Annotated in this window: 11 protein-coding genes; all 11 read right to left on the bottom strand. The window is 62.9% G+C overall.

Going from position 1 to position 14,839, the window contains the following annotated elements:
* Window positions 1-4: 4 nt before the first annotated feature.
* The 11 genes from AAGS40_RS17090 to AAGS40_RS17040 all read right to left on the bottom strand — a co-directional run bounded on the left by AAGS40_RS17090 (window position 5) and on the right by AAGS40_RS17040 (window position 14,674).
* Window positions 5-1,210, bottom strand: a complete 1,206-nt coding sequence (locus AAGS40_RS17090) for an HlyD family efflux transporter periplasmic adaptor subunit (RefSeq protein ID WP_345815967.1) — start codon at window positions 1,208-1,210, stop codon at window positions 5-7.
* A gap of 84 nt (window positions 1,211-1,294) precedes the next feature.
* Complete coding sequence (locus tag AAGS40_RS17085; RefSeq protein ID WP_345815966.1) at window positions 1,295-2,236, bottom strand: hypothetical protein; 942 nt, start codon at window positions 2,234-2,236, stop codon at window positions 1,295-1,297.
* A 437-nt stretch (window positions 2,237-2,673) separates the two neighbouring features.
* On the bottom strand, window positions 2,674-3,153 hold the full coding sequence (locus tag AAGS40_RS17080) for a hypothetical protein (protein WP_345815965.1): 480 nt from the start codon (window positions 3,151-3,153) through the stop codon (window positions 2,674-2,676).
* A gap of 227 nt (window positions 3,154-3,380) precedes the next feature.
* Complete coding sequence (hutG, locus tag AAGS40_RS17075; RefSeq protein ID WP_345815964.1) at window positions 3,381-4,358, bottom strand: formimidoylglutamase; 978 nt, start codon at window positions 4,356-4,358, stop codon at window positions 3,381-3,383.
* Window positions 4,355-5,131 (bottom strand): amino acid ABC transporter ATP-binding protein, encoded by a 777-nt coding sequence (locus AAGS40_RS17070; RefSeq protein WP_345815963.1) that lies wholly within the window; start codon window positions 5,129-5,131, stop codon window positions 4,355-4,357. Before AAGS40_RS17070 ends, hutG begins: the two co-directional genes overlap by 4 nt.
* The gene (locus tag AAGS40_RS17065) at window positions 5,128-5,796 is read right to left on the bottom strand and encodes an amino acid ABC transporter permease (RefSeq protein WP_345815962.1); all 669 of its coding nucleotides are present in this window, start codon (window positions 5,794-5,796) and stop codon (window positions 5,128-5,130) included. The genes AAGS40_RS17070 and AAGS40_RS17065 overlap by 4 nt, the downstream gene beginning before the upstream one ends.
* A 17-nt stretch (window positions 5,797-5,813) precedes the next feature.
* Complete coding sequence (locus AAGS40_RS17060; protein ID WP_345815961.1) at window positions 5,814-6,569, bottom strand: transporter substrate-binding domain-containing protein; 756 nt, start codon at window positions 6,567-6,569, stop codon at window positions 5,814-5,816.
* A gap of 129 nt (window positions 6,570-6,698) precedes the next feature.
* A complete protein-coding gene (locus tag AAGS40_RS17055; RefSeq protein ID WP_345815960.1) occupies window positions 6,699-7,448 on the bottom strand; it encodes an IclR family transcriptional regulator in 750 nt (249 codons plus the stop codon).
* Window positions 7,449-7,652: 204 nt separating this feature from the next.
* Window positions 7,653-8,543 carry a transglutaminase family protein gene (locus AAGS40_RS17050; protein ID WP_345815959.1) on the bottom strand — a complete coding sequence of 297 codons (891 nt, stop codon included), beginning with the start codon at window positions 8,541-8,543 and terminating at the stop codon, window positions 7,653-7,655.
* Window positions 8,540-11,164 carry a circularly permuted type 2 ATP-grasp protein gene (locus AAGS40_RS17045; RefSeq protein ID WP_345815958.1) on the bottom strand — a complete coding sequence of 875 codons (2,625 nt, stop codon included), beginning with the start codon at window positions 11,162-11,164 and terminating at the stop codon, window positions 8,540-8,542. The genes AAGS40_RS17050 and AAGS40_RS17045 overlap by 4 nt, the downstream gene beginning before the upstream one ends.
* Before the next feature lie 33 nt (window positions 11,165-11,197).
* Window positions 11,198-14,674: a transglutaminase family protein gene (locus AAGS40_RS17040; protein ID WP_345815957.1), complete on the bottom strand. Its 3,477-nt coding sequence runs from the start codon at window positions 14,672-14,674 to the stop codon at window positions 11,198-11,200.
* Between the last annotated feature and the right edge of the window lie 165 nt (window positions 14,675-14,839).

Here is a 14,839-nt window from a genome sequence, read left to right as displayed (position 1 = left end):
CTGATTAGCCTCTGATCATGCGGAAGAGCGGCGCCAGCACCCATTCGGCAATGGTGCGCCGTTCGACCACGATACTTGCCGTCGCGCGCATTCCCGGCAGAATGTCGAATCGCTGCTGGCCGTACTGGAACGTCCTGCCTCTCAATGTTGCCCACGCCATGTAGTCGCCGTCGCCGCCACTCTTGCCTGCGGACATTGGGGATGGGGCGCGCGGCGACATGGTCGATTGCAGCGTCGTGTCGGATATCGCATCGATACGCGCTTCATACGTGCCGAATTTCGCGTAAGGGAATGCGTCGAATTTCAATCTGACGATCTGGCCTTTTTCGACAAAACCGCGCCGGCGTGACGGGATACGCAACGCCGCGCGCAGCGCGCCTCGATCGCCGGTTGCGATGACGAGCGCGACGTCGGAAGCATCCAGCGTGCGGCCTGGCACCAGGTTCGAGAACGTCACGACGCCCGCGTGGGGCGCGGAAATCGTCGCGTCCTGACGCGCCTGTTCGAAGCGCATCTGAATGTCCTGGATGGTTTGCTCATGCCGCGCGTCGTTCTCCTTCAGTTGCGCGTCGAGATCGCGCTGACCGCCATTGAGTGTGGACATTTCGCCGAGCAGCTGCTCGCGGCGCGCAACACTTTGCGCGACGGAAACCTTGACCTGATGCGCGTCGGCGCTGGCCTGTTCGATACGGTCGGCAGTCACGTAGTCGGACACCGAATTCAGGCGCGCCAGCTTGCGCTCTGACTCGCTGACGAGCTGGCGATTCTGCGCGATCTGCTCGTCGAGCGCCGCGAGTTCCGCCTTGCGGGACGACCAGGTCAAAACCGAAGCATCGCGCTGGGCTTTCAGCTGCGCATTGCGTTGCACGTACTGCTCGTCTGCTGCGCGTAGCTGTTCGTCGCGCATTTGCAGGTCGAATGCGCGGCGCGGGCGGCCGTCGCTTGCTAGCGATAAGTCACGCTGCACGCTGAACAACCTTGCTCCGGCAGCAACATGTTCCGAAGGATGCACGTACACCGAAGTCACGAGGCCCGTGAAGCCCCCTATTTTTACTTCGGCCGGCGAGACGATTTCGCATTGCACGTCCTGCTTGAGCTCGACCTCGTGAAAAAATCCAAATCCAATCGCGACGACGACGATCGTCGATGCGGCGTAAGTGATCCATCGCCAGGAAACGTCCCTGAACTGCGGAATGCTGGTGGGTTCCATGACTCTCTTGCGGCGTCGTTCGTTTTAGTGATGCGGTCCTGCAACGTCCATTTTTGCGTCGGCTGTGTGTCCGCGTTCCCGTGGTCAGCGGCTTGGTGAAAACGCGTACATGGACGGATGTCCGGCGATCAATGAGCGCGCATAGTTGTCCATCAGCGCGTGCTCGATGCAGGCTGCAACGCGTTGCGGCGCGTTGCTCGCCGCCAGTTCAATCGGATCAAGAACCACTGCGCTGAAGCGCCCGTTTTCAAAGCGCAGATAGAACGGCAGCATGACCGCATCGAGCGGCGCGCCCATCCGAAACACGCCGTTGTGAATGCGCGCTGGCCGCCCGAAAATAGACACGCCGACCGTCTCCATCGGATATCCACTCAGCGCGAAGGGCGGCGCATCGGCAAAAAGCACGACGACGCCATGACGCCTAAGCGAGCGCGCGGCGCGCAGCCCAAGGCCGGTGCGGTTCGTCTCGCTGTAGGTATGCAAAATCTCGATATTCGGAATCAGTGCCTCGTCGCTGCCATAGATATCCCGCGGCACACCCGACACCACGCCGATCGATGCAAGCCCCAGTTGCTTGCGTAATTCATCGACCACACTAATGTTCGCGTACTGAGATACATAATGAAACGGTGAAACGACGACCGGCCGCCCCGGTGTGTCGGCCCTCATCTCGTTGATGGTTCGCGCAAGCACGCTTGCGGCGCGCTGGAGATCAGGCAGTGCTTCCGCGCGGTCGCGCTGCCGGCCAAAGTGGAGGCGTTGGTCCAACAAGTGTTCGAGCGTTCTGCCGGGCAGCACGCTCCAGTTGCGAAGCTCGCCGAGCTTTAATACTTCACGCCCCACTTCCCGCCGCTCCAGACCGCTCGAGCGCGTCTTCGCGTCGTACAGACTGCGCACGCACCACATGACAATAGCGAGCGGTTCTATGGCGCGCAGTGGCACACGGGCGATAAGAGCGCCAAACATCCGGCCACGGGTGCGCCTGATCGCGTAAGCAACGGCGCGAAACGCTCGGGATAAGCCCATGCCTGATCCTTCGAAAGTGATGCGGGCTGCTTGTGCGATGCTCGCGTCACCTGAACGCGAAGCCCGACTTTAGGGGTACAAGGCTTCGCGGAATCAACGGCGGGCTTTCAACCCGTCGTTATGGCGCTGCGGCGTTGCCGCTTATGCCTTGACGACAGCCTTGGCGGGCGTCGCTGCGGCGGAAGTAACCGGCTTCGATGCCGGTGCGCAGCAGCACTTGCAGCAGCCGCCAGCGATGTTCGATTGAGCCAGCGCGTTGCGATCGATCTTTTGCATTTTTAGTACCTTTTTAAATAAAAATAAATACAACTAACTAACACATCAACTACAAACATGGCCTCGCCACGGTGAATAGCTTGGCCAATCTTTAAACTCGCTCGATGCTTTCGGTCAACAAGCGGCCGCAATAACGCGGCCTCAATACGGTCTCGTTGCCGTTACTGGCGGTTGTTTTTTTCCCGCTTCATATCCGATAGAAGAACCGCCGGCCGTGGCGGCGCATGCACCCGCGCCACGCTCGAATACAGCTGCAACCGCGCGGCGCCGTCCGTCTGATCAGCCGTCGCCACGTTTGCGGCGATAGTGGCGATAGTCGCATTGACCGACTGACGCTCCTCGCTAACCGGAAGCGATGTTCCCGCCTCGAACGACTGCACTGTAGGCGGCGCCTTGCCGATTGCCTCCGCCGCGCCCCGCTGCTGGACGGCAACGGCAGCCGGCCCGACTGGCGGCAGGTCGCGTTTGCCGAGGTAATCGCTACGCAACTGCATGAGCGCCTGCGTGACCGCTGGAGCAGTTGCGCCGGGCGCGGGCGTCTGGGCCTGCGCGCTCAGCGCCACGCATGCTTCGATCACGCCTGGAATCAGGCCCCACCCATTTAGTGTCCGACGGAATATCCTCGGCTTACCGAAGCTCATTTCAACCGAAATTCTTTAGTCTGCGCGCGACGTTCAAACACCCAAAGGGACGAGCCGGCGGCAAAGCACCGGCGTGAGCGCTTCGCCCACGCCACCTTGCGAAGACAACGTCTGCTGGTTAATTGCCGAACCGAATTATCGACACCGCCGCTCGCCGTGCCTATGCGACCGCACCGCAATAGCGCTGGAATTTTCCTAAAACCCGGCGAGATTCTCGATTGACCCTGTCACAGCAACCGGTAGGCCAGTCTCGCCGCGGCTCGCGCCGTCCGCTTGTCCTGATCGAGCGACGGGTTGTACTCGGCAATATCCGCCACACGCAGCTTGCCCGACGCGCGCACTCGCCGCACCATCGCTTCCACTACGTATAACGGCACGCCGAGCGCGGCCGGCGCCGAGACGCCCGGTGCGGTGGCGGCCGGTAGCACGTCGAGATCGATCGTCAGATAGACGTCATCCGCGGTGTCGAGCAATTGCCCAAGTTCACGCAAGAGATGGGGCAACTGCGCCTCCTGCATGTCGACATCGAGCACACTTCGCACGTTGAGTTCATGCGCACGCGCGAACAGCGACGCGGTATTGGCCAGCTCGCTGATGCCGAAGCAGACGTAATGGAACGGCACGCCGCTCTCGCGGCAATCGTCAGCGATCTGATCGAACGGAGTGCCTGAATTTGCGGGACGCTTGCGACGCAGATCGAAGTGGGCATCGAAGTTGATGATGAGCAGCTTGCGCGATGCGCGGGAGAAATCAGCAACCGCGCGCTCCTGATGAAGGCGAAACCCGGCATACGTGCCCCACGCCACCTCGTGGCCGCCGCCAAAAACCAGAGGCCTGCCGCCATGGGCCAACACGTCGGCGACCAGTGCAGCCAGCTGGGTCTGAGCGCGTTCCAGATCGCCGTCGTCGCAAACCACATCGCCCGCATCGGCGAGCGCCGCGATAGCCGCGTTGGCCGGCAAGCCCGCCAGCGCGCGCCGCAACTCTTTCGGTGCATGCGCGGCACCCGTGCGCCCCTGATTGCGCCGCACGCCCTCATCGCAGCCAAAGCCGATGATTACTGGCATGTCGTTGCCCGTTGCGACACGCTCCCGGCCACACGAGCCGTCGAACGCGACGACCTGGTCGAACACACGGCGCGTGTCGCCGGGTTCGCCCTCGTCGGAACGGCCGACCCAGTGCTTGTTATCGAATGGAACTCTCATGCGCGCGACAGCACCGCCTGCAGAAAAGCCCGCGTGCGCGGTTGCGAAGGCGCCGAAAAAATGTCGGATGGCGGCCCGGCTTCGACGATCACGCCGCCGTCCATCACCACCACCACGTCCGCCACTTCTTTCGCAAAACCCATTTCATGCGTGACGACCACCATCGTCATGCCCTCGCTCGCGAGCAGTTTCATCACCTGCAACACTTCCCCGACGAGTTCGGGATCGAGTGCGGAAGTCGGCTCGTCGAACAGCATCACGCGCGGCTGCATGGCCAGTGCACGTGCAATCGCGACGCGCTGTTTCTGTCCACCGGACAAACTCGCCGGCATCACATGCGCCTTGTGCGCAAGCCCCACCTTTTCCAGCAACGCGATGCCGGCGGCCTCGGCTTGCGCCTTGCTCGCGCCACGCAACATCCGCGGACCTATTGTGATGTTATGCAGTACCGACAGATGCGGGAACAGATTGAACGACTGGAACACCATGCCGACTTCGGTGCGCAGCGTATTCAGCGATCGTTCGCCGAGCATCGTGCCCTGATCGACGAGACGGTGTCCACAGATATCGATCGTGCCGCCTTCGGCCTGTTCCAGTCCGTTGCAGCACCGCAAAAAGGTACTTTTGCCGGAGCCGCTGGGTCCGATCACCACGACGACCTGTTGCGGCTGAATATCGAAATCGATGCCGTTCAGCACGGTATGCGTACCGAACGATTTCTTCAGTCCGCGGATGCTGACGATCGGTTCTTCCGGCTTGCTCACGGTATTCATTGCACCATTCCTCCTGCACGCAAACGGCGCTCCACACGATGCAGCGCGTAATTGGTCGCCTGCGTCAATACCAGATACACCAGTGCAATAGCCAGATACACTTCGAGCGAACGGTATGACACGCTAATGATCTTCTGCCCTTCATGCATCAAATCGTCGATCGTCAGCAGCGAGACCAGCGCGGAGTTCTTGATGAGTGCGATGAACTCGTTGCCAAGCGGCGGGATCATCCGCACCACGGCCTGCGGCAGAATGATCGCGCGCATTGCCTGTCCCGCCGACATGCCGATCGACCGCGCCGCTTCCATCTGCCCGCGATCCACCGACTGAATTGCCCCGCGCACGATCTCCGACACATACGCCGCGGAATACAGACCGAGGCCGAGCATGCCGCACACGAACGCAGGCAGCAGAATGCCGAACTGCGGCAGCCCGAAGAACAACAGGAAGAGTTGCACGAGCAGCGGCGTGCCGCGAAAAAACGTCAGATAAGCCGTGCAAAGACCGTAGACGATGCGCCGCTGCGGGGTGAGCCGGCCGATGCCAATCAGAAGGCCCAGCACGCAACTCAGCGCGAGCGACGCCGCGGTCACCTCGACCGTCACCAGCGCGCCGTGCATGATGTCGGGCAAACCGGCAATCACCGGCGAAAAATCGAGTTCCATGGATTTCGCTCAGTTCATTATTGCGCGGTGGCGCCGAACCATTTCTTTACGATGGCTGCATACGTGCCGTCGGCCTTGATCTTCGCGAGCGCAGTGTTGAACGCAGCCTTCAGTTGCGGTTCGTCCTTGCGCACCGCAATGCCGTACGCTTCCGTGGTCAGCGGTTTGTCGAGCACGCGGAAACCGCCGCGCGTTTTCACGAGTTGATACGCAGCCGGTTTGCCGGTCACCGCGGCATCCGCGCGGCCGATGCCGACCAGGTCGAACATCTCCTGATTCTTTTCGACTTCCACGCGGTTGATTTGCGGGTAGTTGTCGCGCAGGAAATTCACTGACTTGGTCCCCACCTGAACCGAGACCTTCTTGCCGTTCAGATCGGTCACCGACTTGATGGGCGAATCGCTTTTCACCAGCACGACGAGACCGCCGGCGTAATACGAGTCGGTGAAATCGACCACTTTCGCGCGTTCGTCGGTGATATAGATGCCGGAGATCGCCGCATCGAAGCGATGTGCGATCAGCCCCGGAATCAGCCCCTTGAAGTCGATATCGGTCCATTGCACGCGTTTGCCCATGGCCTTCGCGAGCGCATTCATGATGTCCACGTCGAATCCCGTGCGCGCGCCGTTTTCGGTGAACTCCATGGGCGGGAATGTGGCGTCGGTCGCGACGTTCAGCACGTCGGCATTTTGCGCGGAGGCTGCGGCGGAAAATCCGCCGAGCGTCACGGCGACGGTGACGCAGGCAACGGACAGCAGTCGTTGTAACTTCATGGTGTGGGCTCCGGGTGGTCGGTTCGGCTTGTTACGGTCGTTGGGGTGATAGGGTTGGCGCGGTTGGCGCGATCAAATAAGTCTGTTCGGAATCCATATCGTTTATTGATCGTGGAAAGCATGTTGCGATCAGTCGGTTTGCATATGCTCGGAAATCGCGCGTGCCGTGCGTAGCGTCGCGTCGATATGTTGGGTCTCGCGGCCCACGGCGCGCGTGGAGGGCGCCATCAGCGTGATCGACGCGCTACTGCCGCCGCTGCGGCCCGCGCGATGAAAGATAGGCGCGCTGACGCCCCACACGCCGGGATCCACTTCGCTGTCGCTCACCGCATAGCCTTGCGCGCGAATGCGTTCGAGTTCGGTTTCCATCGCGGCGCGGCCAGCCGGGTCGTGGTCGAACACGCTATCGAGCACCTCGGAGCGCGCCTTGTCGGCCATGAATGCCAGCAGCGATTTCGCCGACGCGCCCGCCTTTAGCGGCACCGCGCGCCCTTTCTCGAACGAGCAGCGTAAAGAGTGCTGACTATCCACCATCTCCAGACACATCACCTGATGCTTGACCGCGACGACGAGGCCAATGCTTTCCTGCGACGTCCGGGCGAGTTGCTGCATTTCGCTGCGGCTCGCTTCCACGAGCAGCGAATTCACGTCGAAACCAAGCGCGAGTTGCAGACTGATTGGACCCGGCGCGTAATATCCCGCGTTCTCGGCGACGAAGCCCCAGCGTTTGAGCAATGCAATCTGACGGTACAACGTGCTCTGCGCCAGTCCGGTGACGGCGAGCAGATCCTTGACTGACATCGCCTTGCCATGACTTGCGAGTGCGGCCAGCACCAGCAGAACCCGTTCGGCTCCGGTCACCCCCTGTTGCGCATTCACGATCGCAGTACCTGCTCGCTATTCGACACGCATTCAGAATGCCAGAAGGTTCTCAGATTTCAAAAATCGGATTCCCGCTCGTTGGGAATGAACCGCAAGGGTTTTCCCCGACCCGCTATGAATGGACGGCCCACTGCCGGAGCGGGCGGGTTGACAAGTTGGTGTGCTCGGAAGAGCGCCTGTGTCGGGCGCAAATGAATGGGGCTACAGCGGCAGCACCGTTACACCGACTTCGACGCGGTGCGCGCCGCCGCCGAGAATCATCCCGCGCAGCAGCGATACGTCGCTGTAATCGCGGCCGATGGCAAGCGTCACGTGATCCATGTCCGCGAGCACGTCGTTGGTTGGATCGAGATCGATCCAGCCGCTGCCGGGGCAAAACACGGAGACCCACGCATGCGAGGCGTCCGCGCCGATCAGGCGCGGCTGACCCGGCGGCGGATCATTGCGCAAATAGCCGCTCACGTAACGCGCCGGCAAACCTAGCGCGCGCAGACAGCCGATCATCACCTGCGCAAAATCCTGGCAGACGCCGCTTTTCAGTTCGAACGCGCGCTCGGCCGGGGTATCGAACATCGTCGACGAAGGCCTGTAGGCAAAGTCCTCATGGATGCGATGCATCAGGTCGATCGCGCCTGCCGCGACCGGCATGCCCGGTGTAAAGCTCGGCAACGCGTATTCGCGCAGCGAAGGACGTGGCACGATGTTCGGCGACGCGAAGCAGAACTCGACTTCGGGCCTGAACTCGCCGGTGGCACGGAAACGCAGCGCATCCGCCACGTCTTCCCATCGGGGCGTTGCTTCGGGGTCGAGCTGAGTCCAGCGCGGCGTGAGCGCCACCGTGGTTTCGCTGATGAGTTGCAGCCGTTCGTGCGGCGCGTCGAGCGCGAAGTACAGCACGTCGTTACCGAACGTATCCACGCGGCTGTTCATGTAGGAAGGCGTCGGCTCGATGCTTTCGCTGTGCGAAATCACACGCTGCCATGAACATGCGATCGGTCGGATCGTCGCGAGATGCTGCGCTGTCTCTACATACGTGGAATAGCGGTATGTCGTGCGATGCGAAACGGACAGCACAGTAGACACGTTTTTCATGACCACACCTGGGACGCCACCGTACTCGCGTGACTGAAATAGCGCGCGCTGATTTCATGCGCGGCCGCGCCGACGAAGCCGTTGATCTGGTCGCACACGGCAATCAGATTGGCATGCACACCGTCTTCATCGACTTCGCAGAGCGATTCGAGCGTCGCCAGCGAGGCGGCCGGCGCCATCAGTTCCGCGAACGGCCGGTGCCGCATGCTGCCTGCCGCCACCGCGATTTCATCGAGCTTCTTGCGCAAGCGCTCATACACGCCGTAAATGGCGCGCGGATTATCCGGCTCGACCACCAGCAGATCGAGGAGCGCGGGCACTTCGAAACGGCCCGGATAAAGCGAGCGGTACGTCAACGTGGTGTCGAAAAGTTGTAGCAGCAGATCGAAACCCGCCGGCGTGGCGAGTTGCCCCTTGTCGGCAACGACGCGAAGAAATGACGTCATGGCCGACACGCGCTCGATATGCCGGCCGACGAAGAGCAATCGCCACGCTTCATCGCGCGTCATGCGGTCGCCTTGCGCACCGCTGATAGCCGACAGCTGCACCGACAGACGCTCCAGCGCGTTCATCAGCGTGACGCGATCGTAACGGTCGTAGCGTTCGTGACGCTCGCCGAACGGCGCGCTATCGGAAGCCGCAGCGGGAGCCGGCATCAGTATTTGCAGAGCGTCGCGAAAATCGTTGCGTGCCGCCAGAATGGTGCGCCAATGATCGTTCGACAGACGCCCGCGCACTTCGCCATTCGAGCGCGCCTGAGACTTCAGGTTCTGGCCGATGCTGGCCGCGCCGGTCGTCTCGCCCAGATTGGCAACGAGCGCGCGCTCGAATGCCTGCGGCGAGGTCGGCGAATACAGATCGCCGTATTGCACGAGGCCGCAATGCAACGCGAGTTCCACGAGCGTTGGAAACATTGCGTCGGCGTCATTGCCTTCCAGCGAACCGAGAATCAGCCGCAGCAGGCGCACGTTATTTTCTGCACGTTCACCATACCGTCCGGCCCAGAAGAGGTTCTCCGCCGCGCGGCTCGACACGGTGCGATGTTTGCGCGCGAGGTCGGCCGGCTGGATCGGCGAAGGCAGCAGCGTAAAGGTCGAAGTCGGCTGACTGGACAGCACCCACGTGTCCACGCTACTGCCACCGTATTGCATCGACACGGTTGTTTGCCGCTCGGCGGCCATCCGCGTGAAGCCGCCGGGCATGACGTGCCAGCCGCCGTTGAAGTCGGCGATCGCATACACGCGTAGCACCGACGGGCGACGGCCCACGGTGCCCGCCTCGTAACGCGGCGTGCATGAAAAACGCTGCGGCCGCTGGATCGTGTAGGCGTCCGGCATCGCCTCGATACGCGCGCGCCACGTGGACAACTTCTGCCGCCCCTGCTCGACGCCGGGCGGCGCATCGCGCGCTGCAACCGGCCATGTCGGCACGATGAACGCTTCGTCCATACGCGCAAATGCATGCTCGCGCGCCGCTTTCTCTCCGCACCACCAGGTCGGCACGCTCGGCAAAACGAGGTCCTCGCCGAGCAGCACGTCGGCGATGCCCGGCAAGAACCCGTGCAACGCCGGCGATTCGACAAAGCCCGAGCCGGGCACGTTCGACACGATCACATTACCGGCGCGCATCACCTGCAACAAACCGGGCACGCCAATCGACGAATCGGCCCGCAACTCGACGGGATCGCAGAACGCGTCGTCCAGACGGCGCAGGACCACGTGCACGCGTTCCAAACCGGCGAGCGTCTTCAGATAGAGCTTGTCGTCACGCACGGTGAGGTCTTTGCCTTCTACCAGCGTAACGCCGAGATAGCGCGCAAGAAACACGTGCTCGAAATACGTTTCGTTGAACGGCCCCGGCGTGAGCAATGCGATATGCGGCGAGCTTTCGGCGCCTGCGTGGTCGTGCTGCATCGTCGATTGTGCCGACTGCACGAGCGTCGCGATCAGTTGCGAATAAGTCGGTGCAAGACGGCTCACGCGCATCGCGCGAAACGGATCGGCGAACAGCGAGGAGACGATCAACCGGTTTTCGAGCGCATAGCCGAGGCCGGACGGCGCTTCCGTGCGATGCGCAATCACGGTCCAGTCGCCGGCGGGGGTACGCGCAAGGTCGACTGCGACTACCTGCAGAAACTGACCGCCTGCCGGTGTGAAGCCCTTCACGGAACGCAGATAGCCGGGATGGCCGAACACCAGCGCAGGCGGCAATTGCCCGCGCGACAGCAGCGTTTGCGGCCCATAGATATCCGCGACGATCGCGTTGAGCAGTTGCGCGCGCTGCATGACGCCGCGCTCGATGTCCGCCCACTCGTCTTCGCTAACCAGAAACGGCAACAGGTCGAGCGCCCACGGCCGCGATTCGCCGTTGTCCGCATAGACGTTGTAGCTGATGTCGTTATCGCGGATCTGCTGTGCAACCGACGCGATATGGTCTTCCAGACGCGCCACGCCGTCTTCGCCGAGGCGCTCGAAGAATTGGCGCCACGGTTCGCGCAGGGCGCCCGAGGCGTCGCGCAACTCGTCCCAGTGCCCCTCGTAAGCGGGCAAGAGCCGCAACAGCGACGAGGCGTCCGCACGCGCCGCGGACGTCTCGAAGGGAAAAGTAGACTGGAAGGCCAATGTCGTGTGGTTTCAGTGGGTGCGGATTTACATTTACCAGTAGCGCAGATCGAGCGTGAACGGAAACTCGAGACTGCGCTGCGGCATGTCGACCGTGAGCGGCCCCGGCGTGTGACCCGACGCGAAGAAGCGCGCGCGCCGCCGGCTTTCCGCCTCGTAGGCATTGACCGGGAAGGTCTGGTAGTTGCGGCCGCCCGGATGTGCGACATGATACTGGCATCCGCCGACCGAGCGCCCGGTCCACGTATCCACGAGGTCGAACGTGAGCGGCGCGTCCACGCCGATAGTTGGGTGCAGCGCCGAGGGCTGCGACCATGCGCGAAAGCGTACACCGGCCACATACTCGCTGACACGGCCCGTAGGCTGCAACGGCACCGGCACCCCGTTGACGGTCAGCACATGGCGGTTTTCGTTCAGTCCGAGCGCACGCACTTCCAGCCGCTCCACCGACGAATCCACATACCGCACCGTGCCGCCCGCCGAGCCCTCCTCGCCCATCACATGCCACGGTTCGAGCGCATTGCGGATGGTCAGCGACACGCCGCTCACGGTGGTCTCGCCGACCAGCGGAAAACGGAATTCGAAGTGCGGTGCGAACCAGCTCCGCTCGAACGCGAAGCCCGCGCGTTTCAGGTCGTCGATCACATCGTCGAAGTCCATCTTCACGAACGTGCCGAGCAGGAAGCGGTCGTGCAGTTCAGTGCCCCAGCGCGTGAGCCGCTGCGTGTACGGCGTGTGCCAGAAGCGCGCCACCAGCGCGCGCAACAGCAATTGCTGCACGAGACTCATGCGCGCGTGCGGCGGCATTTCGAAACCGCGCAACTCCAGCAGGCCCAGGCGGCCGGTCGGGCCATCGGGCGAATACAGTTTGTCGATGCAGAATTCCGCGCGGTGCGTGTTGCCCGTCACGTCGATCAGAATGTTGCGCAACGAGCGGTCGATCATCCACGCGGGCAGGCTTGCGCTTTCGCGCCCGCCGAGCAGATCGATCTGACGTTGCAACTCGCGCAACGCTACTTCCAGTTCATACACCTGGTCATTGCGCGCCTCGTCGATACGCGGCGCCTGGCTGGTCGGTCCGATGAACAACCCGGAAAACAGATACGACAGCGACGGATGGTTGTGCCAGTAAGCGATCAGGCTCGCAAGCAGATCCGGGCGGCGCAGGAACGGACTGTCCGCTGGCGTTGCGCCACCGAGCACGAGGTGATTGCCACCGCCGGTGCCGGTGTGCCGGCCATCGGTCATGAACTTCTCACTGCTGAGATAGCTCTCCGTTGCCGCCTGATACAGGTACTCGGTGTGATCGACCAGTTGATGCCAGTTCGCGGCCGGGTGAATGTTCACTTCGATCACGCCGGGGTCGGGCGTCACCTGCAGCAACTTCAGGCGCGCATCGCGTGGCGGCGGATAGCCTTCCAGCACGACCTTCATCTGCAGTTCGGCGGCGGTGGCTTCGATCGCGGCAAGCAGGTCGAGATAGTCGTCGAGTTCGGTGAGCGGCGGCATGAACACATGCAACAGCGAGCGGCCGCTGCCGAACCCGTCGGTCTCGGCCTTCGGGCCGGCTGCGCGCTTCGGGTCGCGCGCCTCCACGCAGATCGCCGTACGAATCGTTTCTTTCGACGATGTGCCCCGCGCGGGCGCTGTGGGAACGCCGGACTGCGGCGCGAACGCGAGCATCGTGCTGCCCGGCATCCCGCTCAATAAATCCGCTGCGCAGGACGAGTACGCCGCTGCGTGCCGCGCGTCGCCCGGACTCAGTGTGCGGCGCCCGTCGCCTTCATACTGCATGCGCAAGTGCGCTGCGGAGCGCAGCGGCACGGGCGGCGCGAACGGATCGTGCGCGTGCTGGTACGGATAGTCCGTCTTCGACACCCACGGCAGCGAGTCGAGCGGCAGCCGGTAGCCCATCGGCGAATCGCCGGGAATCAGATACATGCGCTCGTCGCGCAGGAACCAGTGCCCGGTGACCCACTTCGGCGCGTCGTGCGGCGCATCGCGATCGCGTGCGAGCGGCAACACATAGCCGGTCGCGCTGGTGAGGCCCGCGTCGAACACACGGCGCAGGCGCACGCGTTCGAGTTCGTCGTCCAGACGCGCGTCGAACGGGTCGACGTTGACCGGCAGCCGGCGCTCGCGCCACAGGTAATACCAGACATCCTCGAAGCCGGCCTGGATGCAGTCACTGTCAATCGCGAGCTTGCTCGCCAGATGCGCCAGGAAGCGCCTCGCGTCTTCGGCCGTATAGGTGCCCGGTTCCCGTTCGTCGGCGAAGAGCGCGGGGTCGCGCCAGCACGGCTCGCCGTCGGCGCGCCAGTAAAGCGACATCGCCCAGCGCGGCAGTTGCTCGCCCGGATACCACTTGCCCTGGCCGATATGCAGGAAGCCATTCGCGCCGTAGCGCGAGCGCAGCTTGTCCATCAGTGCGACCGCATAGCCGCGCTTGGTGGGTCCGAGTGCGTCGGTGTTCCACTCGGCCGCGTCGCGGTCGCGCTGCGCGACGAAGGTCGGCTCGCCGCCCATCGTCAAGCGCACGTCCATGTCGGCGAGTTGCCGGTCGACCTGCGCACCCATGGCCAGCACATCGCGCCATACCTCTTCGGTGTATGGCCTCGTCACGCGAGGCGTCTCCAGCACGCGCTGGATCGACATGGTGTGCTCGAACTCCACCTCGGATTCGTCGACCGCGCCGGAAATCGGCGCCGCGCTGCCTGGCTCAGGCGTGCAGGCAACCGGAATATGGCCTTCACCGGCGAGCAGGCCGGAGGTCGGGTCGAGCCCGATCCACCCTGCGCCCGGCAGATAGACTTCACACCACGCGTGCAGATCGGTGAAATCGACTTCCGTGCCGCTCGGGCCGTCGATCGATTTGACGTCGGGCGCAAGTTGCAGCAGATACCCCGACACGAAACGGGCCGCCAGTCCCAGTTGCCGCAACGTCTCGACCAGCAGCCAGCCGGAATCGCGGCATGAACCCGCGGCCGCTTCGAGCGTTTCCTCGGGCGTCTGCACGCCAGGCTCCATGCGGATCAGGTAGCGAATCTCGCGCTGCAGCCGCTGGTTCAAGGCGACAAGAAAGTTGGCGGTAGGCGCCGGCGTGCGGTCGATACTCGCAACGAACTCGGCAAAGCGCGGCGTCATGGGACGCTTGATGCGGTACGGCGCGAGTTCTTCCGCGAGGCCAGGTGAATACTCGAACGGAAACGTCTCTGCCGACGGCTCCAGAAAGAAGTCGAACGGGTTGTAGACGGCCATCTCGGCGACCAGGTCCACGGTCACCTTGAATTCGCGTGTCTTGTGCGGAAAGACGAGCCGCGCCTGGTAGTTGGCGAATGCGTCCTGCTGCCAGTTGATAAAGTGGTCCGCCGGCTCGACTCTCATCGAATAGGCGAGGATCGGGGTCCGGCAATGCGGCGCAGGCCTCAGACGCACGACCTGGGGGGACAGCGCAACCAGCCTGTCGTAGCGGTAATGTGTGACGTGATTCAACGCAACGCGTATGGACACACGGACTCCTGGACAAAGGATGGCAGCCCGCGTGAAAGCAAGCTTTATGCCGTTGATCTGAAAACTGCGTGCATCACGCCGACCGCCCGGAGCGCCGCCAGCGGCACCACGTGCGACGCCTGCCGGTCGTCCGGTCAATCGAAGAGCGGCTTCCTCTCACGCCAT

The organism is Paraburkholderia sp. PREW-6R, assembly GCF_039621805.1.
Lineage (GTDB): Bacteria > Pseudomonadota > Gammaproteobacteria > Burkholderiales > Burkholderiaceae > Paraburkholderia.
Note: the sequence above shows the minus strand (reverse complement) of the source record. Positions and strands in the feature narration are given on the sequence as shown.

Coding starts and splice junctions, on each gene's coding strand:
- AAGS40_RS17065 (WP_345815962.1), bottom strand. CDS start 5,796: ATGGAACTCGATTTTTCGCCGGTGATTGCCGGTTTGCCCGACATCATG.
- AAGS40_RS17085 (WP_345815966.1), bottom strand. CDS start 2,236: ATGGGCTTATCCCGAGCGTTTCGCGCCGTTGCTTACGCGATCAGGCGC.
- AAGS40_RS17070 (WP_345815963.1), bottom strand. CDS start 5,131: ATGAATACCGTGAGCAAGCCGGAAGAACCGATCGTCAGCATCCGCGGA.
- AAGS40_RS17080 (WP_345815965.1), bottom strand. CDS start 3,153: ATGAGCTTCGGTAAGCCGAGGATATTCCGTCGGACACTAAATGGGTGG.
- AAGS40_RS17090 (WP_345815967.1), bottom strand. CDS start 1,210: ATGGAACCCACCAGCATTCCGCAGTTCAGGGACGTTTCCTGGCGATGG.
- AAGS40_RS17060 (WP_345815961.1), bottom strand. CDS start 6,569: ATGAAGTTACAACGACTGCTGTCCGTTGCCTGCGTCACCGTCGCCGTG.
- hutG (WP_345815964.1), bottom strand. CDS start 4,358: ATGAGAGTTCCATTCGATAACAAGCACTGGGTCGGCCGTTCCGACGAG.
- AAGS40_RS17050 (WP_345815959.1), bottom strand. CDS start 8,543: ATGAAAAACGTGTCTACTGTGCTGTCCGTTTCGCATCGCACGACATAC.